Raw genomic sequence first — 21,736 nt, 5'->3', positions numbered from 1 at the left:
GCCAACAAACGCCGGAATCAGAAGCGATAGCCGAGGCTTACACCAAAGACCACGGGATTAATCGTTGCCGTGCCGACTTTGCCACCGTTGACGTGCACGTCGCTCTTGATGTTGATCCAGCGAACATCCGCGGTGACGAGCCACTTCTGGTTGATCTTCATGTCGAAGCCGGCATGCGCCGCCACGCCCCAGCTGTTGTCGATGCTGACACTGGCACCCTTCAACACGCCGGCGCTCTTGGTGTCGAAGAAGTTGGTGTAGTTGACGCCAATGCCAAGGAACGGCGACCAATCGCTGTTCGGCATGAAGTGGTAGTTCACGCCCACGGTCGGCGGCAGTTCTTTGGTCTGCGCCACCTTGCCCAGGCCCGACAGCTTCACGTCGTGCTGGACCGGCCAAGTGGCAAGCACGTCAACGCCGAGGTTGGGCGTAACCATGTATTCGAGGCTGGCGGACGGGCGGACGCTGCTGCTCACCGAAGAGCTCACGCCTGCCAGGTTGCCGTTGTTGCTCTTGGGATCGACTACGTGAGCGCCAAAGCGCACGACCCAGTTGTCGTTGTTTTCAGCGTGGGCGGCCGGAGCGATGACGGCTGCGAAGGCGGCGGCGATGGTCAGGGGGAGGAGGATTTTCATGGCGTTCATCCGTGTAGGTTTTCATTTGGGACGAAGCCATGCTCGTGAGAATTTCGTTGTGCGGTTTTGACTTGCATCAAGCACATGTAGGGCATACGGCCGCAGCCCGGCCCTGCATTCCGCGGAGCGAAGAAAGCAACCTATGACGCCGCAATGTTGTTTGCGTGCTGCAGGACCCTGCGACTTTTCTTCACAAGATAATCAGTGACTAAGTCACTGACGATCTCATCATCGCTGCCTAACGTCGTCAGCTTCATCGACAAAGGAGCTAGCGATGTCTGGCAAGAACATAGGTACAGCGGACCGAATCATCCGTGTGGTCATCGGCGCCGCCCTGATAGCCCTGGTCTTCGTGGGGCCTTCTACCCCGTGGGGTTGGATCGGACTCGTCCCACTGGCAACAGCATTCATCAGCTGGTGCCCGCTCTATCGCTTGTTCGGGTTGCGAACCTGCAAAACCCCGAGCTGCAAGATCTGAGCACGTGATGTGCCATCTGCGCGTCGCGCAATGACCGTGATGGTTCCTCACGTACCGGCCGTCCGGGGAGAGATGGCAGCCGTGGGCGCACTCACGAAATGAAAGGTGCAAGGAAGTCCAGCAGGGCACACCCTCACGGAGGAGCAATGACGTTCTCGAAAAAGTATTTTCCGATGGTCCTTGGCCTCGCCATAGCGTTCACTTCTCACGTGGCTGAGGCAAAGCGATACCTTCTCGTCTGGAGTGGAGATCAGGTTCTGGATGACGGCGTTTATGGCCAGCCGGACTTTCTCGCCGTGGTGGATGCCACACCTGGATCGCCCACCTATGGTTCGGTGGTTAACACGGCGCTGATGCCGGCGGTGTTTGGCCAGCACCTCTTGGCGGAAACCGAAAATGTCGTGGACAACCTGGCGCGGCTGCTGGACCCGCGCATCGTGGCACGTTCCAGCGATGCGCTGGATTCGGGGCTGAACATCCCCTCGTCGACACTCAACGAGGCCCACCACATGAATGTCGATCTCTATGTCGACCCCGCCAACGGACACAAGTATGTGTATCTGGGTGGCCTGATCAGCTCCAACATCTTTGCGTGTGACGTTACTGATCCTCTGCATATCAAACCTGTGCAGGGAACCATGCAGAGCCAGGTCGATCCCATGACCTGGTCGGGTCACGCACCTGTCGATAACGTATGCGGCTTGGCGGTCGGCAGTCCTCAGCTTCATCGCACCAGTGCAGTCGACGACATGAAGCTATTGCCCAATGGCAACATTGTCGCTAGCCAAATGGGCTACAAGGGTTTCATCAATGAACCCACCAGCGGCCCACTGGGTGCACATACGATCAACAAGGCGGTGGGCATTTCGCGCGACCCCGTCAGGTTCCCCCAATCCACGTTGACGCCAACCCTGCAGACGCCGGGCGGAATTCTTGAGTTCGACAAAGTAGGTAAGGTCATCGGCGAATACCCGGCTGGCATTCCACGAGGTGCGGTGTACCCCGCCGGACCGCTTGCTAGACAGAGCGTCGCCCCGTTGCGATACAGGGCGCGTCAGTACCTCGGTGAAAGCTCGCTGATAGATACGGGACCGGAAGCGCATCCACATGGCATCGGCCTGCGTGTGGATCTCAATTCCAGGAGCCCGTACTGGGGCTACTACCATCCTGGAGGCATGAGTGCGAGCGATGCATCCAAGACATCCAACAAGGGCATTCTCATTGTCAGCGACTACGCCGACCCCCTGAGTCTCGGTCAATCGCAGGACATGGACACACGCACGGACCAGGGGACCACCGTTCGCTTCTATCACCTGAACCGGCTTCAGGACGGCCCTTATGCAGTGGCGCAGATGCCGGATGGCCCGCGTGTCGAAAGCATCGAGCAACAACAGACGCCTGAAGGTCTCATGGCGATGGCAGAAACCCATCTGCCCAAGCACACGGGCATGTTTGTGACGTCCATGGGAGGCGGTGGTCTCTTTTACTCCCCGGACATCACCGCGTCGCGCCCACAGTTCAAGCTCGTATACGACTTCGGTCCCGGAACAGGCCCCTCGCTATTTGCAGTGAGTGCGGATGATCGCTATCTGATCATTCCAAAGGCTTCCATGGTCAGCCCCGGGATGCGGGACGCCAATGGCGCCCTGTACAACCGCGACTATGCCAGCGAGCACGATCGTGAAATCCTGGTTCTCGATATCACCCTTCTGACGTTGGGCAACCACGTGCCGCTGTGCGATGCGGCGCCCGCAGCCATGTTCGCAAATACGGGACGCCCGCAACCCGGCAGTGGCAGACGCACCACGATTGGCCCCAGCCGGATCGCACCACTGCGTCTGGATACATTCGTGCTGCAAAAACAGATCTCGACCTACTGGCCCAACAATGGCGCCCCTGATTGTCCGTTTCCCGTGTCGGACATCAAGTTCAATACACCCGAGAACTTGGCGACCATGAGTGGTCCCCATCTGGTCGTGGCCGACAAGAGCCAGAATTATGTGGCCACCTCGCAATACTTCGTCGACTTGCGGCGGTACGCAGTTCCCGGTGTATGGAGTCTGGCTGGTATCGCACCGTTTGATCCCTTCCGTGGCAAAGGGAATACCTTGGGATTCAAGGGAGACTTCCTTCCAGGTACGGGTTCGGTGGGAGACAACACGGTGTGCATGATGCGCTTCAATCCACGCACGGGCGCCCTTGCGCTGGACACCTCTTTCCGCGACTTCACCACGAACGGTTCCACGGTGAAGCCGGGATGCATCTCTTGGGAACGCAGCAACTGGCCACATGGAAGCACGGGCAACGCATCGCCCCATGCCATGACCTTCATAGAAGATGCGCGCTAACCCAGATGCGCCTCAAGCGGATGGACGACGATACGGGCAGGCAACTGCAGCGGCTTGGTTTGCAGGATGTACCTGAGGTTTCCTCCTGCATCGTGCAGGTGCCGAAGGGCACGGTTGTCTTCCGTGCGGGCGAACCATGCCACCGGTATCCCATCGTGCTTACCGGTGGCGTGCGCGTATGTCGCGTCGGGCCGCTGGGTCACGATGTAGTGTTCTATCGCGTGCAGGCGGGAGAAGGGTGTGCGGTGTCGGCTGGTTGCCTGCTCGAAGGCCATCGCTACATGGTCTTTGGGGTGGCCGATAGTGACACCTGCGCGCTTCTTCTGCCTCCCAGTTTGTTTCACACCCATCTCGCATCGAACACCCTGTTTCGCGATTTCGTGTTTCGTCAGTACTCGTTGCGCATAGATGCACTGATGGCGCGAGTCGATAGCCTCATTAGCGAGCGCCCAGCGACGCGATTGGCCAAATACCTACTGGCGCGGATGGAGAACGGAGCGGTCGCCATGACGCACGTCGAACTGGCGGCAGACATTGGGACCGCTCGCGAAGTGGTGTCCCGCAACCTGGGCCTGATGGCGCGTGCTGGATGGATAAGACAACGTCGACAAGCGATCGAGATCATGGACACGGCAGCACTGCAAACCCTGGCCTGCGAGGGAGGCACGATTCATTTCGAAGAAGTCGTTCCGTCTCATCCCCGCACGACGGTCGACGCGGCAAGCCTGACGGACAAAGTCACGCCGTCTCGAGGGATTGGATGACCTGCAGAGGCAGAAGCTGTGCAAACTTCGTCGTGGCCAGAGTTCCTCTCGCATCGCTTGCAGGCCAGGTCGGTCATACCCCGTGCGTTGCTGATGTAGGGCCGGTCCGAGAGCCCAGTTAAGCTCCTGCAGCGCCTTGCCGTATCGCAGCGGATCGCTTGCCGGTGTTCGGCTCGTAGATAGCACCGCTCCTCGCCGCAGCGGTGGCATTCCTCGGCGAAAAGCCGCCGTCCGTGGCCATCAAAGCAAACGGCCCACCGATGAGCGGGCCGTGGCTTCGAGGAGCAGACCTGTCAGGTGTCGGCGTTCGTCGCCCAGCCCTCGCGATTGCCGCGTGTGAACACGCGGTCGCTGTCCAGTACGTCGCCAGCGGCATGTGCCGGCTGTTCGCGCAGGTGCGCGTAAATCGGCGTGAAGTCCGGGCGAGTGGCTTCGAACAGCTGCTCGAAGCTGTCGATCACGAAATAGGTCTGCTGGTAGGTGTCGATGCGGTAGCGCGTGCTCATCACGCGCTCCAATCCGAAGCCGATGCGGTTGGGCGCTGGCGAATCCAGCGAATAGATCGACTCGCCCTTGGAGCTGACGATGCCCGCGCCGTAGATGCGCATGCCGTCCTTGGTATTGATCAGGCCGAATTCCACCGTGTACCAGTACAGGCGCGTGAGATTCATCAGCGCCTCGGGCCCGATCGCGAAAGCCTTCATGCCGCCGCGGCCGTAGGCTTGCATGTAGTCGGCGAACACCGGATTGAGCAGCAGCGGCACGTGGCCGAACAGGTCGTGGAACAGATCAGGTTCGCTGAGGTAGTCGAGCTGGTCCGGCTTGCGGATCCACCAGCTGACCGGGAAGCGGCGATTGGCCAGATGGTCGAAGAACACTTCGTCCGGCAGCAGGCCTTCCACCGCGACCAGTTCCCAGCCGGTGGTGGCGCCGAGCACCTTGTTCAGGTCGGCGAACTTGGGAATGCCGCCATCGCCCAGGCCGAAGCGCTCCACGCCATTGAGGAATTCCTGGCAGGCGCGGCCAGGCAGCATCTCGCGCTGGCGCTGGTAGAGGGTGTCCCACACCTCATGGTCGGTGCGGGTGTAGTTGGACCAGGGTTGCTCCACCACGCCGGTGGCATAGACCGGCACGTAGCCGCGGTCGGTCTGGTGGTGTTCGACACGGCGAGGGGGGGTGTTCATGGCGGGCTTCCTGGTGGCGAGGCCGGTGTTGCTTGGTCGTGACTCAGCATAGGACCGTTGGCACGCACGATGTTTGTTTTGTTGTGCCAATTGGCAGCTATTGCGCAATAATCGTGCGTACAAGTACATCCATCTGGAAATTCATTGCCATGGCCGCCCTTGACCGCACTGACTTGCGCATCCTCGCCGTACTCCAGAACGACGGACGCATCACCAACGCGGAGCTGGCGGAGAAGGTAAGCCTGTCGCCTTCAGCCTGCCTGCGCCGCCTGCAACGGCTGGAAGCGGAAGGGATTCTCACCGGTTATACCGCGCAGGTGGACCCGCAAGCCGTGGGCCTGGGTCTCCAGGCTTTCGTGCGCGTGCAGCTGAGCAAGCACGAGCGCGCCGCGGTAGAGCGCTTCGTGGAACTGGTGAACGGTTGGGACGAGGTCGTGGCCTGCTATGCGCTTACCGGCGACATGGACTACCTGCTGCATGTCTATGTCGCCGATCTGCAGGATTTTTCCCGCTTTCTTCTCGACCGGCTGCTGAATGCCACCGGCGTAGCTGACGTCAACTCCAGCTTTGTCCTGCGTACAGTCAAGCGTTCGGCTGCTTTGCCCCTGGCCCAATTGGAACGCTGAAGCTGCGGCGTGGGGGCGCAGGGGAGGCCCGACTAACGCTAAACTAACCTGACTGATGAACACCCACACCGTTTCCGCCCCGGCCCGCCGTAACCTGATACGACCCCTGCGTTACGCCTGGCGCGTGCCGCTGCTGCTGCTGCACGTGGTGCTCGGCATCCTCCTGTGCTCGTTGATCCTGACCTGGAACCGCCATGCGGTGATGAAAGACGGGCGCGAGCCGTTTGCGCACCGCACCATCCGCTGGTGGTCCACGGCAGTGCTGCGCATCTTCGGGCTGCGCTCGGTGCGCGTGGGTCAGCCGCTGGCCGACCCGGTGCTGTTCGTGGCCAACCACACCTCGTGGCTGGACATCGAGTTGCTGCACAGCCAGCGCGCGGCCTGCTTCGTGGCCAAGGCCGAGATCGCCAACTGGCCGGTGGTCGGATGGCTGGCGTCGGCGGGCGGCACGATCTTCCACCGCCGGGGCAGCAACCATTCTCTGGCGGCGGTGATGCAGGTGATGGTGGATCGCCTGCGTGGCGGCCGTTCGGTAGCCGTGTTCCCGGAAGGCGGCACCGGCCACAACGGTGCGCTGCGGGTGTTCCATGCGCGCATCTTCCAGGCGGCGCTCGATGCCGAAGTGGCGGTACAGCCGGTGGCGCTGCGGTTTGCCCGCAATGGCCGCCGTGTGATCGACGCGGGCTTTCGCGAGCACGAGAATTTCATGCAGAACTTCCTGCGTTTGCTGGGCGACGCACCGCTGGATGCCGAGGTGCATTTCCTCGAACCGGTGCCCGCCACACCCGACGCTCGTCGCCGCATGGCGGAGCTGTCGCGCGAGCGCATCGCGCTGGCGCTGGAAGACAAGCCGAACCACGATAGCCGCGCATGAATCTACCCAAGGGAAAGGACTTCCTGCCGCCGTGGCCGCTGCGCAGCGGCCATATCCAGACGATGCTGTCGTCCAGCGGCGTGCGTCGCGTGCTGCTGCCCAAAGACGCCCAGATCGTGCTGGAAGGCGCCGAACCGGTGCTGGTGGATGGCGGCGATGGCGTGCGGCTGACCGGTGCCTACACCGCGCAAAAAGCGCAGCCGCAATCGCGCGGACTTGCCGTGCTGTTCCATGGTTGGGAAGGCAGCGTCGATTCCACCTATGTGCTGCAGACCGGCAGCCGTTTGCTGGCGGACGGCTGGGATATCTTCAGGCTGAATTTCCGCGATCACGGCGACAGCCATCACCTCAATGAGGCGCTGTTCCATTCGTGTCGCGTCGATGAGGTGGTCCACGCGCTGGGTGACATCGCGCAGCGTTATCCCGGTCGACCGATGGTGCTTGCCGGGTTTTCGCTGGGTGGCAACTTCGCCCTGCGCGCCGCGCTGCGCGCGCCGGCGATGGGGTTGCCGTTGAGCTATGCGCTGGCGGTATGTCCGATCATCGATCCGAGCGAGGGCTTGTTCTCGCTGGAAGTAGCGGCGCCGTGGTTCTACCAGGCGTACTTCATGCACAAGTGGCGGCGTTCGTTGCAGGCCAAGCAGGCGGCGTTTCCGCACCGCGAATACTTCGAACTGTCCGAGCTCAAGCAGAGCCTGCGTGGCCTCACCGCATCGCTGGTGACGCGACACACCGATTTCGGTTCGCTGGAAGCCTATCTGGACGGCTATTCAGTGGCGGGCAGTGCGCTGGCCGATCTGCATGTGCCTGCCACCATCCTCACGGCGCGCGACGATCCGGTGATACCGGTAGATGCGTTCGAGAAGCTGGAGTTGCCCGCCAACGTGGAGCTGGATATCTCTGCCTATGGCGGGCATTGCGGCTTCATCCGCGGATGGGACATGACCAGTTTCACCGACGACTACATCGCTGCACGCTTCAATGCGATCGCGGCGAGTTGAGCGCGAGGCTCTCCTTCACATGACTCACGCGACGCGTCGTTGACAGGTCATCGGGTGACGCCGACGATGCGTTGTCTGACATATCGCCGTTACATCATCCACGGTGCAGCTCCAGCACACAGGAGGAAGCGGACATGGCTAAGCAGGCCAAAGGCACGTTCGAAGTGAAGATCACGCCACAGCCACCACAGGATGGCGTGGGCGATCCCGGCGTGGGTCGCATGGCGATCGAAAAGCACTTCGTCGGCGACCTTGATGGTGTCGGCAAGGGCCAGATGCTGGCGATGGGTACGGCGATCGACGGCTCGGCCGGCTATGTAGCCATGGAACGCGTCACGGGACGTGTGCGCGGCCGGCAGGGTAGCTTCGCCTTGCAGCACACTGGCACGATGAACCGAGGCGCGGCACAACTTTCGATCACGATCGTGCCGGACTCGGGCACCGACGAGCTGGGCGGCATTGCCGGCAAACTGGAGATCGCGATTGCCAACGGCGTGCATTCGTACGTTCTCGATTACTCGCTGCCCGACGAGCCGTGAACATTTCCATGGCGTTGCCGCAGGCGCTACGCTTTTGGCCTTCCATCATGGAGTCGGCACTCATGCGCAAGCTGATGCTCGTCCTGTTCGGATTGCTCGCAGCCCAATCCGTGGCTGCCGCGCCGAAGCTGGATAAACTCACCCTGCCCAAGGGTTTTCATGTCGCCATGTATGCGGACGACGTGCCCAATGCGAGAGAGATCACGCTGGGTGCCAAGGGCACCGTGTTCGTCGGATCCAACAGCGCCGGCAAGGTCTATGCGCTTACCGACAGCAAGGGCAGCGGTCAGGCAGACAAAGTGCGCGTGATCGCCAGCGGCCTGCAGTTGCCGGTGGGCGTAGCCTTCAAAAACGGCGACCTCTACATCTCGGCGGTCAGCAAGATCCTCGTGCTGCGCGACATCGAGAATCACCTGGACGATCCGCCGAAGCCGGAAGTCGTCTACGACAAGTTTCCCACCGAAACGCACCATGGCTGGAAGTTCATCGCGTTCGGACCCGACGGCAAGCTCTATGTGCCGATTGGTGCACCGTGCAACATCTGCGACAAGGACAAGGATTACGCCAAGCTCACGCGCATGAATGCTGACGGTAGCGGGCTCGAGGACGTCGCCTACGGCATCCGCAATACGGTTGGCTTCGACTGGCAGCCGAAGTCAAAGCAGTTGTGGTTCACCGACAACGGGCGCGACCTGATGGGCGACGATATGCCCAGCGATGAACTCAACAAGCTCACCCATGCCGGAGAGCACTTCGGTTATCCCTATTGTCACCAGGGCGATACGCTCGATCCCGAGTTCGGCAAGGGAAAGAACTGCAAGAGCTACACACCGCCCGTGCTGAAGCTGGGCGCGCACGTCGCTGCACTGGGCCTGCGCTTCTACGAGGGCACCCAGTTTCCGGCCGATTACAAAGGCGCAATCTTCATCGCCGAGCATGGCTCGTGGAATCGCACCAAGAAATCCGGTTATCGCGTGATGACGGTTCGCCTCAACGGCGACAAGGTCGTCTCCTACGAACCGCTGCTCGAAGGCTTCGAGCAGGACGAGTCGGCCTGGGGACGGCCCGTCGACGTGCAGCCGCTGCCCGATGGCAGCTTGTTGGTAAGCGACGACCTTGCTGGCGCGATCTACCGCGTGACGTACCAGCCTTGACCACGTATTGCGCCCGCGACAGCGTCGCTTGAAGCATCACGAAACTTTCCAGGAGAATTTCATTGCAACTGCGTAGTGACAATTTCAACCATGGGCAACCGATCCCGGCACCACTCGCGTTCGGCAAGCGTGCCGAACCGTTCGCGCTGTCTGACAACCTCAGCCCCCACCTGGCCTGGAAGGATGCGCCGTTGGCCACGCGCTCCTTCGTGCTCACCTGCTTCGACGTCGATGTACCGAGCAAGCCCGACGATGTGAACCAGGCAGGGCGCGTCGTGCCGGCCGACCTGCCGCGCGTGGAGTTCGCGCACTGGCTGATGGCGAATATTCCGGTGGAATGTGGCGAGCTGGCCGAAGGCGCGTGCAGTGACGGTATCGTGGCGCGTGGCAAGCGCGCTCCCTATGGGCCGCCTGGCAGCGTGCAGGGCATCAACGACTACACCGGCTGGTTCGCCGGCGACGCGGATATGCGCGGCGAATATCTTGGCTATGACGGCCCGTGCCCGCCGTGGAACGACTCGCTGGTGCACCACTATCACTTCCGCCTTTACGCGCTGGATGTGCAGCATCTCAAGCTTGCCGATGGCTTCACCGCGGCCGAGCTGCGTACCGCGATGGACGGCCATGTGCTGGCCGAGGCCGAGTTGATGGGCACGTATACGCTCAATCCCGCGCTAGCCTGAACGTTCGCGGCCGAACCGTGAACGGGGCCCAACATGGCGTCGGCATAAGCCGATCTTCACGCCCGCAAGGCATGCGCTGTGGATGAATGTCGATGGGGCGATGTGCTGCCCCGTCGAGAGGAAAGCACCATGCTCCACTACGCCCTGGTATTTCTGGTTATCGCCATTATTGCCGCCTTGTTCGGTTTCACCGGCATCGCTGGCACGGCTGCGGGCATCGCGAAGGTCCTGTTCATCGTCTTCCTGATCCTTGCCGTGATCGCCTTCTTTCGCCGCGCAAGCTGAGCGGCAGCGTGCCGGGGCGCATGCCCGGTGCGCACCCAGCGGGTGTCGTCCGGTTAAAGTCAGTCCACCGTTTCATTGGAGAACGTCATGAACAAGCAGGTCCCGGTGCCTGAGGAAAGCAGCGCTGCCGATCGTATCGAGGAGCGCGCCGAGCGCATCAAGCAGGCCACTTCCAGCGCAGTGACGAACACCAAGGAAGCCGTCGAGCGCGCTGCTGATCATGTTGAGGAAGGCTTGCACCGCGCCACCGACAAGGCGGCCGACGCGGCCACCCGGGCCAGTGCCAAGGCCGACGAATACCGCGAACGCGGGCGTGAGGCCTATGACCAGACCCTCGACCGTGCCGACGAATGGCTGGACCGGGCGCGCGAATACGTGCGCGAGAAGCCTGTGCAGTCCGTGGCCATCGCGCTTGGCGCGGGCTGGCTGCTGGGGCGCATACTTCGCCGCTGATAGCGACAAGGACAGCGGATGGATCAGACCGAAAGAGGCGGTTCGCCCGCGGAACCCGACGAAACATCGGCGCCATCGCAGCCACCCGGGCTGCTTGACGATATCGGCCGGCTGGGTCGCGCGTTCCACAAGTTGTTCGGCGCACAGCTGCGATTGCTCGCGGCGGAGCTTGGGCTTGCGCGCGCTGCGGTCCATTGGCTCCTGGCCGCGGGTTTGATCGCGACGGTGGCGGCGGTCGGCCTGGGCCTGACTTTGCTTGGGTTGACCGGCTGGCTGCTGGCTCAGTGGTTCGATTCGTGGACCTGGGCGCTGGTGGTGCTGGCCTTGCTGGAGCTGGGCTTTCTGGTTGGGGCGATCCTGCTGTTCCGCCGTTGCATGCACTGGATGAGCCTTCCCGCGACGCGGGGCGAGTGGAATGCGATGATGCGCGAGGCGCTGCGACGTCCCGACCCGCAGGCCGAATCCCGCCCGGAGGATGCGCCGTGAGCCTCTTCAAAAAGCTGCATGCCGTTCGAGCGGCGCAATCCCGCTCACAGGAAGCACTACATGATCTGGCGGTGCCGGCACAGGCACTGTTGTCTCGAGGGCAACGCTATCCGCTGACAACCGTGGGCATGGCCGCCGGCGCGGGTTTTGTGCTGGGCCAGCTCAACGTGCATCCGCTGCGCGTGCCGGGGTTGGGCGCGCTGCTCGGCGGCACGGCGGCCGAACTGGTCGGGCAGTCAGCACGGTTGCTGGCCGAATTCGCGCAAGGCGGCTTCGACCCGTCATGATCGATTCCCCATCACCACCGCCGCCCGCCACTCCCGGTGGCGCGGCGGGCTCCGCAGTACCCGGGAAGGAGATGGTCCCCCCGCGCGAGCCGCGCGCCGGCATCGTGCGCGTACAGCGCGCGCAAAGTGCACGCCGCCATCTGCGTGGCATTCGCATCGTGCTGAACATTTTTCTGGCGCTGGCATTGGCGTACACGGTCACGCTCACCAAGCAGTTGTTGATACCGCTGGTGCTCGCCTCATTCATCGGTCTTGCCTTGAACCCCATCGTCGCGCGCGGCGCGCATCTGGGCATTCCGCGCTGGCTGGGCGCGAGCGTGTTGATGATCGCGTTGATCGCCGGCATCGGTGCCGGCATCGGCATGCTCACGCAGCCTGCGCTGGGCTGGTTCCATGAAGCGCCCACCGCCATACGTAGCTTCGTACCGAAGCTGCGCTCGTTCATTCAGCCGCTGGAAGCGGCGAACCGCGCGACGCAAAGCCTGACGGGGCCCGTCCGACCGCAACAGGCGCCGCAACCTACGCTATCGATTACCGCGTGGGACATCATGGCGACCACGCCCAAGGTACTCGCCGGCGTGCTCACCGTGGTGCTGCTGGTGTTCTTCTTCCTGGTGTACGGCGACCTGATGCTGAGGCGGCTGGTGCAGGCCTCGCCAGGCTTTGGTTACAAGCGCCATGCGGTGGTGATCGTGCGCGGCATCCAGTACGAAGTGTCCCGTTACATTCTCACCGCCACGCTGATCAACTTTGGCCTGGGTGCCGTCACCGCCGGCATGCTGTGGCTCTATCACATGCCTGACCCGCTGCTGTGGGGCACGGTGGCTATGCTGGCCAACTTCATCCCCTACGTGGGAGCCATCAGTACCACCGCTGTGCTCGCCGTCGTCGGGCTGCTCAATTTCAACGAAGCCAGCGCCGCGTTGCTGCCCGCGTTGACCTTCACCGGTATCACCGCCCTCGAAGGCAACCTGGTGACGCCACTGATCCAGGGTCATCGCATGCGACTGAGCCCCATCGCCATCCTGTTGTGGTTGCTGGTGTGGGGTTGGCTCTGGGGCATTCCTGGCGCGTTGCTCGCCGTTCCCATGCTCACCAGTGCCAAGTTGGTGGCCGAGCGTGTACGCGGCTGGCGCTGGTTCGCCCTGATGGTGCAGCGCTGACCGATGCGCCGGAACACAGCGGAGGATTCGTGAGTTCATCCATTGTCGTCAGGACCATCGCGGATCACGACTTTTCCGCCTGGAAGCCGATGTGGGAAGGCTATAACGCGTTCTACGGACGCAGCGGCGACACGGCCTTGCCGGACGCCATCACGCGCACGACATGGTCGCGCTTCCTCGATACCGATGAGCCCGTGCATGCGCTGGTTGCCGAACGCGCGGGAGAGTTGCTGGGTCTGGCGCACTTTCTCTTCCATCGAAGCACCATCAGCACCAACAACAGCTGCTACATGCAAGACCTGTTCACGGTGGAGGCAGCTCGCGGTTTGGGTGTCGGGCGTGCGCTGATCGAAGCGGTCTACGAACAGGCACGCCACGCCGGCGCATCGCGTGTCTATTGGCAAACGCACGAGTCGAACGCCGTAGCCATGCAGCTGTATGACAAGCTGGCGGACAAATCAGGTTTCATCGTGTATCGAAAGCCGCTGTAGCGATTGATCGCCTGGGCTTGCGGTGTCGCAGCCCGCATCAAGACAGTGATGGGCATAAACCGTCGCAGCGGGGCGTGAGCCGGCGACGTGCCGGATACTCGTGCATAGTCCCGCGCGGAAAATGCAGTCATACTGTCGCGTGAGCATTTCCCCCGATCCTTACGCCGAGAGCGTAGACCCGTCCGTCAGTTGCAGCGATTGCGAGGCGGTGTGCTGTCGGCTCACCGTGATGCTGATGCCCGACGATCATGTGCCGGAATGGCTGATTGATCGCGATACGCATGGCGTGGAAACGCTGGCCAAGGGCGAGGATGGTTGGTGCGCCGCAGTCGATCCCAACACCTCACGCTGCACGATCTACGATCAGCGCCCAAGGATATGCCGCAAGTTCACCATGGGCAGCCCCGGATGCAGGGATGAACGTGACAGATGGTTTGGCGGCAAGGCGTTCCCCACGCCCACCGTGCTGATCAGCGACTAAAGTCGCGCGGTCCGAGCGCCCAGGTACTGGGCGTTGAAGCAAGGCTTGCCTTCCCACTGATTCCGTTTGTGCTGTCCGCTTCGGTCAGGAAGCGGACGGCTGCCATTTTCGCGATGCCATCGCCGGGTTAGTGCTCGATGCCATGCGCCCGCAGTACGTCGGCGATATCGAAGCGCCAGATATTGCGCGAACCGTTGAGTGCGCCTTCGAGCCGTTTCTGCAAGGAACTGGCATTGTCCTGCGGTTTGGGGAAATGCACTTCTTCCTGGCGACTGCTGGAGACGAAGAGTTCGCCGAATTGAGGACCCAGCGAGGGTGCATTTTCCAGCGATGGACTGTTGATATCGCCGGGCAGATGTTCCGGCTTGCCCCAGCGACCGCTGGCGTCGCGAAAGACGATGTAGATGTCGGCGCTGCCGAGCGAGTCGCCTTCATTGCCGGCGTAGAGCAGGAAGCGCTGGTCCGGATCCACGGCCGGGTCCATGCGGTTATGCGTGGTGTCGCCCAGGTCGATCTGCTGCGGTGCAGCGTAGCCGTTGTTCGTTCGATGCGCAACATAGATCTGGTACGCCTTGCCGGAATCGTCGCGGTGCGCGGAGAAATAGACGTCTCCATTGCGTGCCACCGAAGGGTTGTAGATCATCGCGCCATCGTTGAGCGTGCCGTCCACATGCACCGGCGTGCTCCAGCGATTGTCCTTCTGCTGCTCGACATACCAGAGGTTCGTACCGGCAAACCGTTGCCCGCTCATTTCAGCCATGACGGGTGCATCGCCCGGATGAGGTGGGCGGTTGGAGACAAAATAGAGACGCTTGCCATCCGGCGACAACGCCGGTTCCGAGTCGTGCCATTGCCCGGAGAACGCGGCCACTTCCGGCGCTGACCAACGGCCATCGCGACGATGCGAAACCAGAATGGTGTCGTCTTTCTCGGCGAAATCCGAGCGCATGAAGTACAGCGTGTTGCCGTCTGGCGTCAGCGTCGCCGAGGTTTCCTGCAGGCCGGTGGAGATCACACCGGGGCCGAGCAGTTCGCCGGCTGACGCAAAGGTGGTGACCAGTGCCATGGCGAACGACGTCGCCCAGGCGAAGGGAATCGACTGCATGTATTGCGCTCCTTTCCATAGGTTTGCATTGAAGAGCTCCAGCGTCGCGCGTACATGCGGTCCACGCAGCCCATTTGTGCCCGGCGGCGATGGTGATGGGACAAGCGGTCGTATGCCCGGTGCGGGCGGCGATAAGGTCAGGGCATGCCAAGTGCGTGGCGCGCATGCGTGCGGAAGCGCCGGCTGAGATTGAGCCGCGTACCGTCGTGCAACACCACTTCGGCGCTGCCCTGGAACAGCGGATGCACCTCGCGGATACGTTCGATGTTGACCAGGATGCCGCGATGGATGCGCAGGAAGCAGGCCGGGTCAAGCACGCTCAGCAGGTGGCGTAGCGATTCGCGGTGAAGATAAGTGGCGTTGCCGGCATGAATGTGCACGTAGTTGCCGTCTGCGCGAATCCAGTCGATGTCGGTGGCGGGAATCACGCGGATATGTTCGCCGCTGTGCACACTGATGCGTTGCAGGTAAGGACTCGCCCTGGTGGATGAAGCTACCGTTCGCGGTGCCTGATGCAACCCTTGCCAATGATGTCGCACGCGCGCCATGGCCTGGTCGAAACGCGCCTGGTCGATCGGCTTGAGTACGTAGTCGAGCGCATTGGCGTCGAAGGCGCGCAAGGCATGCTGCCCAAACGCGGTGGCGAACACCACCATCGGAAGCGCCTCCGGCTTGAGGCTATGCAGAAGCCTGAAGCCATCCATGCCCGGCATGCGTATATCGAGAAACAGCAGATCCGGATCGAGCGCCTTGATGGCCTGCTGCGCCTCGGCGGCGTTGCCGCATTCACCCACAATCTCCACATCTGCATGTGTTGCCAGTGCCTGCCGCAGTGCGAGCCGCGCCAGTACTTCGTCGTCGACGAGAAGTGTGCGGATGGGCGGCAGGCTCATGCCATCTGCTCCCGGAATGGAAAGCGAAGCTCCACCCGCGTGCCGCCATCGACTTTGGGTTGCAGTTCGAGCGACGCGGCGGCGCCAAACAGCATGTCCAGACGGGTACGCGTATTGCCAAGCCCCAGACCATCCTTTGCGCCTTCCGCCGGCAAGCCCACGCCATCATCGTCCACGCGCAGCAGCAGCTCATCTCCGTCGCGGCGAGTCACGATGTGCAGGGTGCCACGCGCGGATTTCTCCAGGAGGCCGTGGCGCAGCGCGTTTTCCACCAACGGTTGCAGGATCATGTTGGGTACCAGTGCGCGCGTGGTGTCCATGGCTATGTCCAGGTGCGTGGTGAGCCGATCCTGGAAGCGCACCTGCTGGATACCGAGATAGCACTGCAGGAATTCCATCTCACGCGACAGCGGCACCTGCTGCGCATGGCGTTCCTCAAGGGTAAGGCGCAGGAAATCGCTCAGGCGGGCGATCATCAGTCTCGCCTGCACGGGGTCGGCCAGTGCCAGCGCGGAGATCGCATTGAGTGTGTTGAACAGGAAATGCGGCTGCAATTGCACGCGCAGTGTCTGCAGTTGCGATTGCACCAGCTGCGTTTCCAGTTGCGAGTTGCGTAGTCGTTCGTCACGCAGGCGGCGCTGCGAATCCAGGGCGCGCAACACGACCAGCAACACCCAGTAGGTGAGGCAGCTCAGGTGGAAGTTGTAGAAGAACTGCACGCGCGCGAAGGCGCCGAACGATATGTCGGCGCGAGAGGGCGGCGGTCCGCACAGTTGCCAGTAGATCAGCATCAGCACCATCACCTGTGCCGCGGCAAGCATCAAGCTGCATGGTGCGTGCACGGCCCAGAAGCGTTTCCAGCCGTGTCCGCTGGTACTTCGACCGAGACTTGCGACCAGCGGCGTCAGCAGCATCCACAGGTAGAAGGTGGTGAGGTTCCAGATGAGCGGCCGGTACCAGACAGTCGACTCGCCCTCACTGATCGCCGAGATCACCGCACTGGCGGCATAGGACAGCGCCAACAGCGTCCAGAAGCCGAAGACCAGCCCCCAGATCTTCCAACGTGGCGTTGAGAATCGTTCGAACACATGAACCTCGTTGGCGCCGGCTGCCGATGATGCGGTTCTGGCCGCCGAGTGTGCAGGCCGGAACAGGCTGGCAACAGTGCCCGAAGACATGAGGCTGCCAGATAAGCGGGACGGGTCCGCCACGTCGTCGCCGCCTCAGTTCGTGGCGCAGGTTTGCGCGGGCGGGATCGCGCCGTCTCCATGCGAATCCAGCCAGGGCGCCAACGGCAACCGCCAGATGTTGTCGCTGCCGTTGTCCCATGTCGCCGCGTGTGCCGGATCGGACGCTGGCAGACGCCGGTCGCTGTAGAAATACAGCGTGCGGTGGTCGCAGCCGAGCTGGGCCCCCATGCTGTGCGTGCCCGCGTTCACCGCGTCGCCGAGATCGAGTGGCGCAGTCCAGCCATCGTGGCTGTGAAACGCAATGGCCAGCCGATACGGCTGCTGGGCATCGTGCTTGATGCTGAACACCATGAACGATCGGTCGGGTGCAATGGCCGGGTCGCGGATGCGATCACCGACGCCGCCCAGCGCCACCTTGTACGGCGGCTGGTAGCGGCCGTCCACATACAGCGAGCGCATGAGCTGCAGGCTGCCGTCCGGCGCGGCGCAACCGATGAAATAGATGCTGCCATCCGCCGCGATACTGGGTGCAAAAGTCGTCGTGCACGCGTTGACGATATCGGGCAGTCGCACGGGCATGCCCCAACCGCTACCACGCCGATCCACACGCCAGATATTCATGCCCTGTCCCGGGCGTCGCTGGCCAGCCGCGATGGCATCGATAGGCTGGGCACCCGACATGGCCGGGCGATTGGAGACAAACAGCAGGAATGAACCGTCTGGCGCCATCGCCGGATCGATATCGCGCCACTGCCCTGAGAATGTTGCGGCCCGCGGCGTCGACCAGCGGCCATCGACGCGATGCGATTCCATCAACGTCGAACCGTTGTCGGTGCCGCGCATGAAGTACACCGTGTTGCCATCCGGCGCGAACGCCGGTGAGGCATCGTCAGCCGGTCCCGAAATGATCTCCGGCGCGAAAATAACGGGCGCGGGCGGCGCATCATTCGCCATGGACCTGCCGAACAGGGAAACGATGGACAACAGCACCACGGGCGCTTTCTCCAGCCACATGTCCGTCTCTCCTTGCGCCGATGTGCGGAGACCGCAATAGCGGAGAACCTAACGCGCACGACGGTCGGTGTCGCACGGTTTGTGACGACCGGTTCGCCTGTTGCCGTAAGCGGTAGGCCGGCAACGGTGAAAGGTGGGTAGCGGGTTAGGGGCTCGCGGTCATGCTGGATGCCCGATGCATTTCAACGTCCATGGCAGCTGGCGAATCACACATCGGCGACGCGCACCACAAGCTTGCCGAAGTTGTGCCCCTGAAGCAGTCCAATGAATGCCTTCGGCGCGTTCTCCAGTCCGTCCACCACGTCCTCGCGCAGCTTCACCCGGCCGGTGGCGACCCATTCGCCCATGACGTGGCGGAATGCGTCGAAGCGGTCGGCGTAGTGGTCGAGAATGATGAAACCCTGCATGCGGATGCGCTTCTGCAAGATAGCGGAAGTCATCAGCGGCAGCCGATCTGGCCCGGACGGCAGTTCCTCGTCGTTGTAGTGCGCAATGAATCCGCACACTGGCACGCGTGCACCGATGTTGAGCAGTGGCAGAACGGCGTCGAATACCGCGCCGCCAACGTTCTCGAAGTAGACGTCTATACCGTTCGGACAGGCCGCGGCGAGGCGCTCGGCCAGTTGTGGATCGTGGCGGTTCAGACAGAGGTCGAATCCGAGCTCCTCGACCGCGTACTTGCACTTGTCGATGCCACCGGCAATGCCGACCACCCTCGAGCCCTTGAGCTTGGCAATCTGGCCGACCACGGCACCTACGGCGCCGGTTGCCGCGGCCACAACTACCGTTTCGCCCGGTTTGGGCTGGCCGATATCGAGCAAGCCGATGTAGGCGGTGAAGGCGGGCATGCCCAGCCCGCCCAGCGCAAGCGACGGTTGTGCCATCTCACCGAGTGGAACCAGATCCTTTCCGTTGGATAGTGCGTAGTCCTGCCAGCCTGCGTTGCCAAGCACCAGGTCGCCGACGCGGAATTGCGGCAGTCTGGAGGCAACGACACGGCTGACGGTTCCGCCCACCACAGGCTCGCCCAGCGGTACTGCTGAAGCGTAGCTCGTGCCGCGCTCGTCCATCAGATTGCGCATATAGGGATCAAGCGAAAGGTAGAGCGTGCGCAGCAGCACTTCGCCTTCACCAGGCGTCGGGATGGCGACTTCTTCGAGACGCAAGTCTTCAGGCGTGGGCGCGCCGTGTGGATGAGCTGCAAGGACGATGCGTCGGTTAATGGAAACATTTTGGGGCATGGATAACTTCCTGCAAATGGATAAGGTGGGTTACCAGTCGATGCGCATGCGATCGCGAAAGAAGCCGCCCGTGACCGCAGGGCGCGAAGGCAGCATGGCCGCCCACACGATGCCGGCCGCACCTTCAGCAACCGGTCGTCCGCCGTGGCCGCCCATGTCGGTGGCAACCCAGCCGGGACATACCGCGTTGACCAGGATGCCGCTGCCGTTGAGTTCAGCGGCCAGCACGCGCGTATGGCTGTTCAAGGCGGCCTTGGATACGCGATAAGCCGGGCACGCAGAGCCTTCGCTTTCGATCGCTCCACAGCCGCTGGAAACGTTGACGATGCGGCCGTAACCGTGGCGCTGCATCAGCGGCAACATCGCCTCGGTGAGTTGCCATGCGCCAAGCAGGTTGGTTTCCAGCGCCTGCCGCACAAGGTCCAGGTTCACTGAAGACGCCTGATTGTCGACGTCGTAGTACGCACCGGCGTTGTTGACCAGGATATCCAGGCGTCCGTATTCGCCTTCGATGCGCGCGGCCAGTTCGCGCACGCTCTGGACGGAGGTCACGTCCAGCGGCACCGAAACCACGGTGCCGCCATCGCGGCGCAATTGCCGCGCCGCTTTTTCGCCGGCAAGCGCTTTGCGCGCGCCGAGCAGCACCGTGACGCCGCTGGCCGCAAGTTGCCGCGTTACCTCGAAGCCGAGTCCGCGGTTGGCGCCGCTTACCAGCGCCACGCGTTGCGACGGTTCCGGTTCGGCAACGGCCGCGCGGCGACGTGAAGGCCCCCCCGGAAACGTCACTGCGTTCATGGAGCAGCGGCCACTTGGTCACAACGCTCGCTGGCGCAGGCCTGCCAGCCGCCGCCCAGCGCCTTGTACACCGACACCGCGCGCAGGTTGATCGAAGCCTGCGCATCGGCAAGTGAATCTTCCGCTTCCAGCTGCGTGCGTTCGGCATCCAGCAATTGCAGGAAGTCTGCCGCACCTTCGTTGTAGCGGATGCGTGCGAGATCGGCGGCATGCCGGCTCTGCGTCACCTGCTCTTGCAGCTTGAGCACGCGCTCACGCTGCAGGTTGTAGCCAACGATGGCGTTGTCGACGTCTTCCACCGCCTGCAAGACGCTGCGCTGATAGTTTGCCAGTGCCGCGTCGGCACGTGCCTCGCTGGCCTTTACGTTGGAACGCACGCGCTGCACGTTGAGGCCAGACCAGCTAATACTCGGTGCAATGGACCATGCACGCGTGGACGGGCCACCGAAGTCGTTACTGCGACCGGCGAGGAAACCGAGAAAACCGCCCAGCGTGATATGCGGGTAGTAGTCGGCCTTGGCCACGCCGATGCGCGCATTGGCCGCCGCAAGCTGGCGCTCGGCAATGCGCACGTCCGGACGGCGAGCGAGCACATCGCCGGCATCACCGATGGAGAGCGCCACGTCGATCGGCTTGAAGTTCTGCGCCGAAAGATCGATGTCCAGCTCGCCGGGACGTTCGCCCAGCAGCACGGCCAGTCGCGCGGTGTCGTTCTGTGACAAGGTCTGCAGCGAAGGCAGCTGCGCTTCCACGAAGTTGAGCCGCGCGGTTGCGCTGGCCACATCCTGTTCGGAGCCGGTGCCGATGTCGGAACGGGCACGAATCAGACGTAGCGACTCGCGCTGGTTCTCGATATCGCGATTGGCCACGTCGATGCGCAGCTGCACGCCACGCAAGTCGAAGTAATTGCGCGCCACCTCGGCGAACAACGTCACCTGTGCATCCTGCAGGGACGCTTCGCTGGCGCCTGCGTCCGCACCTGCTGCTTCCACCGAGCGACGTACGCCGCCAAACAGATCAATCTCCCAGCTGGCATCGAACCCAGCCTGATAGCTGGTGACGGTGGTGCGCTGATCGGTGAAGCCCGGCTGCTGTCCGCGGCTGCGCGAATAGTTCGCGACCGTTTCCACATCCGGAATCTGTTGCGACTTCGCCACGCCTAACAACGCACGCGATTCACGCAGGCGGGCATAGGCGATCTTCAGGTCCGGACTGTTCGCTGCGGCGCGCTGAATCAGCGAGTCGAGCGTCGGGTCGTTGAATTGCTTCCACCAGTTGGCCTGGAACGTCTGCGTGGATTCCTGCGTGGCGTTGACGCCCTGCAGGGCCACCGGCTTTTCCTGTGGCGCGTGATAGTCGGGGCCGACGCTGACGCAGCCGGAAAGCATGATCGCAGCAGCCATCGCAGTGATCTTTTTGGCTGCGTCTCCTCTTCGGCGAGAAGGTTGGGCTGAGCCACCTACAGGTCGCAAAGGGCGGGTGCTTGCGAGAGCGCCGAAAGAAGCGACGTTCGATTCAACCGTGTCGCCAGACTGGCCCCTCACCCCGGCCCTCTCCCCAGCGGGG

Annotated in this window: 25 protein-coding genes; 16 read left to right on the top strand and 9 right to left on the bottom strand. The window is 62.7% G+C overall.

The window, feature by feature from the left end:
- Positions 1 to 17: 17 nt before the first annotated feature.
- Complete coding sequence (locus AC3CBN_RS04510) at positions 18 to 635, bottom strand: OmpW/AlkL family protein (RefSeq protein ID WP_488635625.1); 618 nt, start codon at positions 633 to 635, stop codon at positions 18 to 20.
- A 274-nt stretch (positions 636 to 909) separates the two neighbouring features.
- Here AC3CBN_RS04510 and AC3CBN_RS04505 point away from each other — a divergent pair, with 274 nt between their 5' ends.
- From AC3CBN_RS04505 to AC3CBN_RS04495, 3 genes are all read left to right on the top strand, one after another.
- On the top strand, positions 910 to 1,113 hold the full coding sequence (locus AC3CBN_RS04505) for a YgaP family membrane protein (protein ID WP_488635624.1): 204 nt from the start codon (positions 910 to 912) through the stop codon (positions 1,111 to 1,113).
- Between the two features lie 146 nt (positions 1,114 to 1,259).
- The gene (locus tag AC3CBN_RS04500; protein WP_488635623.1) at positions 1,260 to 3,461 is read left to right on the top strand and encodes a hypothetical protein; all 2,202 of its coding nucleotides are present in this window, start codon (positions 1,260 to 1,262) and stop codon (positions 3,459 to 3,461) included.
- Between the two features lie 5 nt (positions 3,462 to 3,466).
- Positions 3,467 to 4,225: a Crp/Fnr family transcriptional regulator gene (locus AC3CBN_RS04495; RefSeq protein WP_488635622.1), complete on the top strand. Its 759-nt coding sequence runs from the start codon at positions 3,467 to 3,469 to the stop codon at positions 4,223 to 4,225.
- Between the two features lie 293 nt (positions 4,226 to 4,518).
- Here the strand turns inward: AC3CBN_RS04495 and phhA are convergent, their stop codons facing one another.
- On the bottom strand, positions 4,519 to 5,409 hold the full coding sequence (phhA, locus tag AC3CBN_RS04490) for a phenylalanine 4-monooxygenase (RefSeq protein ID WP_488635621.1): 891 nt from the start codon (positions 5,407 to 5,409) through the stop codon (positions 4,519 to 4,521).
- A gap of 149 nt (positions 5,410 to 5,558) precedes the next feature.
- On the opposite strand from phhA, the gene AC3CBN_RS04485 reads away from it, so the two are divergent.
- From AC3CBN_RS04485 to AC3CBN_RS04425, 13 genes are all read left to right on the top strand, one after another.
- Complete coding sequence (locus AC3CBN_RS04485; RefSeq protein WP_488635620.1) at positions 5,559 to 6,035, top strand: Lrp/AsnC family transcriptional regulator; 477 nt, start codon at positions 5,559 to 5,561, stop codon at positions 6,033 to 6,035.
- 55 nt (positions 6,036 to 6,090) lie between these two features.
- Entirely contained in the window at positions 6,091 to 6,909 is an 819-nt protein-coding gene (locus AC3CBN_RS04480) for a lysophospholipid acyltransferase family protein (protein WP_488635619.1), read from the top strand.
- On the top strand, positions 6,906 to 7,910 hold the full coding sequence (locus AC3CBN_RS04475; protein ID WP_488635618.1) for a YheT family hydrolase: 1,005 nt from the start codon (positions 6,906 to 6,908) through the stop codon (positions 7,908 to 7,910). The genes AC3CBN_RS04480 and AC3CBN_RS04475 overlap by 4 nt, the downstream gene beginning before the upstream one ends.
- A 134-nt stretch (positions 7,911 to 8,044) precedes the next feature.
- Entirely contained in the window at positions 8,045 to 8,449 is a 405-nt protein-coding gene (locus AC3CBN_RS04470) for a DUF3224 domain-containing protein (RefSeq protein WP_488635617.1), read from the top strand.
- Positions 8,450 to 8,511: 62 nt separating this feature from the next.
- Positions 8,512 to 9,603: a PQQ-dependent sugar dehydrogenase gene (locus AC3CBN_RS04465; protein ID WP_488635616.1), complete on the top strand. Its 1,092-nt coding sequence runs from the start codon at positions 8,512 to 8,514 to the stop codon at positions 9,601 to 9,603.
- A gap of 62 nt (positions 9,604 to 9,665) precedes the next feature.
- Positions 9,666 to 10,286, top strand: a complete 621-nt coding sequence (locus AC3CBN_RS04460; RefSeq protein ID WP_488635615.1) for a YbhB/YbcL family Raf kinase inhibitor-like protein — start codon at positions 9,666 to 9,668, stop codon at positions 10,284 to 10,286.
- A gap of 129 nt (positions 10,287 to 10,415) precedes the next feature.
- On the top strand, positions 10,416 to 10,571 hold the full coding sequence (locus AC3CBN_RS04455; RefSeq protein WP_488635614.1) for a DUF1328 domain-containing protein: 156 nt from the start codon (positions 10,416 to 10,418) through the stop codon (positions 10,569 to 10,571).
- Between the two features lie 87 nt (positions 10,572 to 10,658).
- Positions 10,659 to 11,024, top strand: coding sequence for an ElaB/YgaM/YqjD family protein (locus AC3CBN_RS04450; RefSeq protein ID WP_488635613.1), 366 nt, complete (start codon positions 10,659 to 10,661; stop codon positions 11,022 to 11,024).
- An 18-nt stretch (positions 11,025 to 11,042) separates the two neighbouring features.
- A complete protein-coding gene (locus AC3CBN_RS04445) occupies positions 11,043 to 11,510 on the top strand; it encodes an ABC transporter ATP-binding protein (protein WP_488635612.1) in 468 nt (155 codons plus the stop codon).
- A complete protein-coding gene (locus tag AC3CBN_RS04440; protein WP_488635611.1) occupies positions 11,507 to 11,797 on the top strand; it encodes a hypothetical protein in 291 nt (96 codons plus the stop codon). The genes AC3CBN_RS04445 and AC3CBN_RS04440 overlap by 4 nt, the downstream gene beginning before the upstream one ends.
- A 71-nt stretch (positions 11,798 to 11,868) precedes the next feature.
- The gene (locus tag AC3CBN_RS04435) at positions 11,869 to 12,960 is read left to right on the top strand and encodes an AI-2E family transporter (RefSeq protein WP_488635610.1); all 1,092 of its coding nucleotides are present in this window, start codon (positions 11,869 to 11,871) and stop codon (positions 12,958 to 12,960) included.
- A gap of 29 nt (positions 12,961 to 12,989) precedes the next feature.
- Positions 12,990 to 13,451, top strand: coding sequence for a GNAT family N-acetyltransferase (locus AC3CBN_RS04430; RefSeq protein WP_488635609.1), 462 nt, complete (start codon positions 12,990 to 12,992; stop codon positions 13,449 to 13,451).
- Positions 13,452 to 13,590: 139 nt separating this feature from the next.
- Entirely contained in the window at positions 13,591 to 13,932 is a 342-nt protein-coding gene (locus AC3CBN_RS04425; RefSeq protein ID WP_488635608.1) for a YkgJ family cysteine cluster protein, read from the top strand.
- Positions 13,933 to 14,059: 127 nt separating this feature from the next.
- Here AC3CBN_RS04425 and AC3CBN_RS04420 read toward each other — a convergent pair whose 3' ends face one another.
- The 7 genes from AC3CBN_RS04420 to AC3CBN_RS04390 all read right to left on the bottom strand — a co-directional run bounded on the left by AC3CBN_RS04420 (position 14,060) and on the right by AC3CBN_RS04390 (position 21,573).
- Positions 14,060 to 15,037 (bottom strand): hypothetical protein, encoded by a 978-nt coding sequence (locus tag AC3CBN_RS04420; RefSeq protein ID WP_488635607.1) that lies wholly within the window; start codon positions 15,035 to 15,037, stop codon positions 14,060 to 14,062.
- Between the two features lie 137 nt (positions 15,038 to 15,174).
- Complete coding sequence (locus AC3CBN_RS04415; RefSeq protein WP_488635606.1) at positions 15,175 to 15,930, bottom strand: LytR/AlgR family response regulator transcription factor; 756 nt, start codon at positions 15,928 to 15,930, stop codon at positions 15,175 to 15,177.
- Positions 15,927 to 17,108, bottom strand: a complete 1,182-nt coding sequence (locus tag AC3CBN_RS04410; RefSeq protein ID WP_488635605.1) for a sensor histidine kinase — start codon at positions 17,106 to 17,108, stop codon at positions 15,927 to 15,929. Before AC3CBN_RS04410 ends, AC3CBN_RS04415 begins: the two co-directional genes overlap by 4 nt.
- A 45-nt stretch (positions 17,109 to 17,153) precedes the next feature.
- A complete protein-coding gene (locus AC3CBN_RS04405) occupies positions 17,154 to 18,134 on the bottom strand; it encodes a TolB family protein (RefSeq protein ID WP_488635604.1) in 981 nt (326 codons plus the stop codon).
- Between the two features lie 206 nt (positions 18,135 to 18,340).
- Entirely contained in the window at positions 18,341 to 19,375 is a 1,035-nt protein-coding gene (locus tag AC3CBN_RS04400) for an NADP-dependent oxidoreductase (protein ID WP_488635603.1), read from the bottom strand.
- Positions 19,376 to 19,405: 30 nt separating this feature from the next.
- Positions 19,406 to 20,170 (bottom strand): SDR family oxidoreductase, encoded by a 765-nt coding sequence (locus AC3CBN_RS04395; protein WP_488635602.1) that lies wholly within the window; start codon positions 20,168 to 20,170, stop codon positions 19,406 to 19,408.
- Complete coding sequence (locus AC3CBN_RS04390; RefSeq protein ID WP_488635601.1) at positions 20,167 to 21,573, bottom strand: efflux transporter outer membrane subunit; 1,407 nt, start codon at positions 21,571 to 21,573, stop codon at positions 20,167 to 20,169. The genes AC3CBN_RS04395 and AC3CBN_RS04390 overlap by 4 nt, the downstream gene beginning before the upstream one ends.
- Between the last annotated feature and the right edge of the window lie 163 nt (positions 21,574 to 21,736).

This window comes from Dyella sp. OK584, assembly GCF_057787755.1.
This window is presented reverse-complemented; position numbering and strand designations above follow the sequence as displayed.

Excerpts from the sequence above, each read along its gene's own strand:
- AC3CBN_RS04390 (WP_488635601.1), bottom strand. The coding sequence starts at position 21,573 with ATGGCTGCTGCGATCATGCTTTCCGGCTGCGTCAGCGTCGGCCCCGAC.
- AC3CBN_RS04500 (WP_488635623.1), top strand. The coding sequence starts at position 1,260 with ATGACGTTCTCGAAAAAGTATTTTCCGATGGTCCTTGGCCTCGCCATA.
- AC3CBN_RS04410 (WP_488635605.1), bottom strand. The coding sequence starts at position 17,108 with ATGTCTTCGGGCACTGTTGCCAGCCTGTTCCGGCCTGCACACTCGGCG.
- AC3CBN_RS04435 (WP_488635610.1), top strand. The coding sequence starts at position 11,869 with ATGGTCCCCCCGCGCGAGCCGCGCGCCGGCATCGTGCGCGTACAGCGC.
- AC3CBN_RS04470 (WP_488635617.1), top strand. The coding sequence starts at position 8,045 with ATGGCTAAGCAGGCCAAAGGCACGTTCGAAGTGAAGATCACGCCACAG.
- AC3CBN_RS04450 (WP_488635613.1), top strand. The coding sequence starts at position 10,659 with ATGAACAAGCAGGTCCCGGTGCCTGAGGAAAGCAGCGCTGCCGATCGT.
- AC3CBN_RS04505 (WP_488635624.1), top strand. The coding sequence starts at position 910 with ATGTCTGGCAAGAACATAGGTACAGCGGACCGAATCATCCGTGTGGTC.
- AC3CBN_RS04415 (WP_488635606.1), bottom strand. The coding sequence starts at position 15,930 with ATGAGCCTGCCGCCCATCCGCACACTTCTCGTCGACGACGAAGTACTG.
- AC3CBN_RS04405 (WP_488635604.1), bottom strand. The coding sequence starts at position 18,134 with ATGTGGCTGGAGAAAGCGCCCGTGGTGCTGTTGTCCATCGTTTCCCTG.
- AC3CBN_RS04445 (WP_488635612.1), top strand. The coding sequence starts at position 11,043 with ATGGATCAGACCGAAAGAGGCGGTTCGCCCGCGGAACCCGACGAAACA.
- phhA (WP_488635621.1), bottom strand. The coding sequence starts at position 5,409 with ATGAACACCCCCCCTCGCCGTGTCGAACACCACCAGACCGACCGCGGC.
- AC3CBN_RS04465 (WP_488635616.1), top strand. The coding sequence starts at position 8,512 with ATGCGCAAGCTGATGCTCGTCCTGTTCGGATTGCTCGCAGCCCAATCC.
- AC3CBN_RS04455 (WP_488635614.1), top strand. The coding sequence starts at position 10,416 with ATGCTCCACTACGCCCTGGTATTTCTGGTTATCGCCATTATTGCCGCC.
- AC3CBN_RS04475 (WP_488635618.1), top strand. The coding sequence starts at position 6,906 with ATGAATCTACCCAAGGGAAAGGACTTCCTGCCGCCGTGGCCGCTGCGC.
- AC3CBN_RS04420 (WP_488635607.1), bottom strand. The coding sequence starts at position 15,037 with ATGCAGTCGATTCCCTTCGCCTGGGCGACGTCGTTCGCCATGGCACTG.
- AC3CBN_RS04510 (WP_488635625.1), bottom strand. The coding sequence starts at position 635 with ATGAAAATCCTCCTCCCCCTGACCATCGCCGCCGCCTTCGCAGCCGTC.
- AC3CBN_RS04495 (WP_488635622.1), top strand. The coding sequence starts at position 3,467 with ATGCGCCTCAAGCGGATGGACGACGATACGGGCAGGCAACTGCAGCGG.
- AC3CBN_RS04395 (WP_488635602.1), bottom strand. The coding sequence starts at position 20,170 with ATGAACGCAGTGACGTTTCCGGGGGGGCCTTCACGTCGCCGCGCGGCC.
- AC3CBN_RS04485 (WP_488635620.1), top strand. The coding sequence starts at position 5,559 with ATGGCCGCCCTTGACCGCACTGACTTGCGCATCCTCGCCGTACTCCAG.
- AC3CBN_RS04400 (WP_488635603.1), bottom strand. The coding sequence starts at position 19,375 with ATGCCCCAAAATGTTTCCATTAACCGACGCATCGTCCTTGCAGCTCAT.
- AC3CBN_RS04480 (WP_488635619.1), top strand. The coding sequence starts at position 6,091 with ATGAACACCCACACCGTTTCCGCCCCGGCCCGCCGTAACCTGATACGA.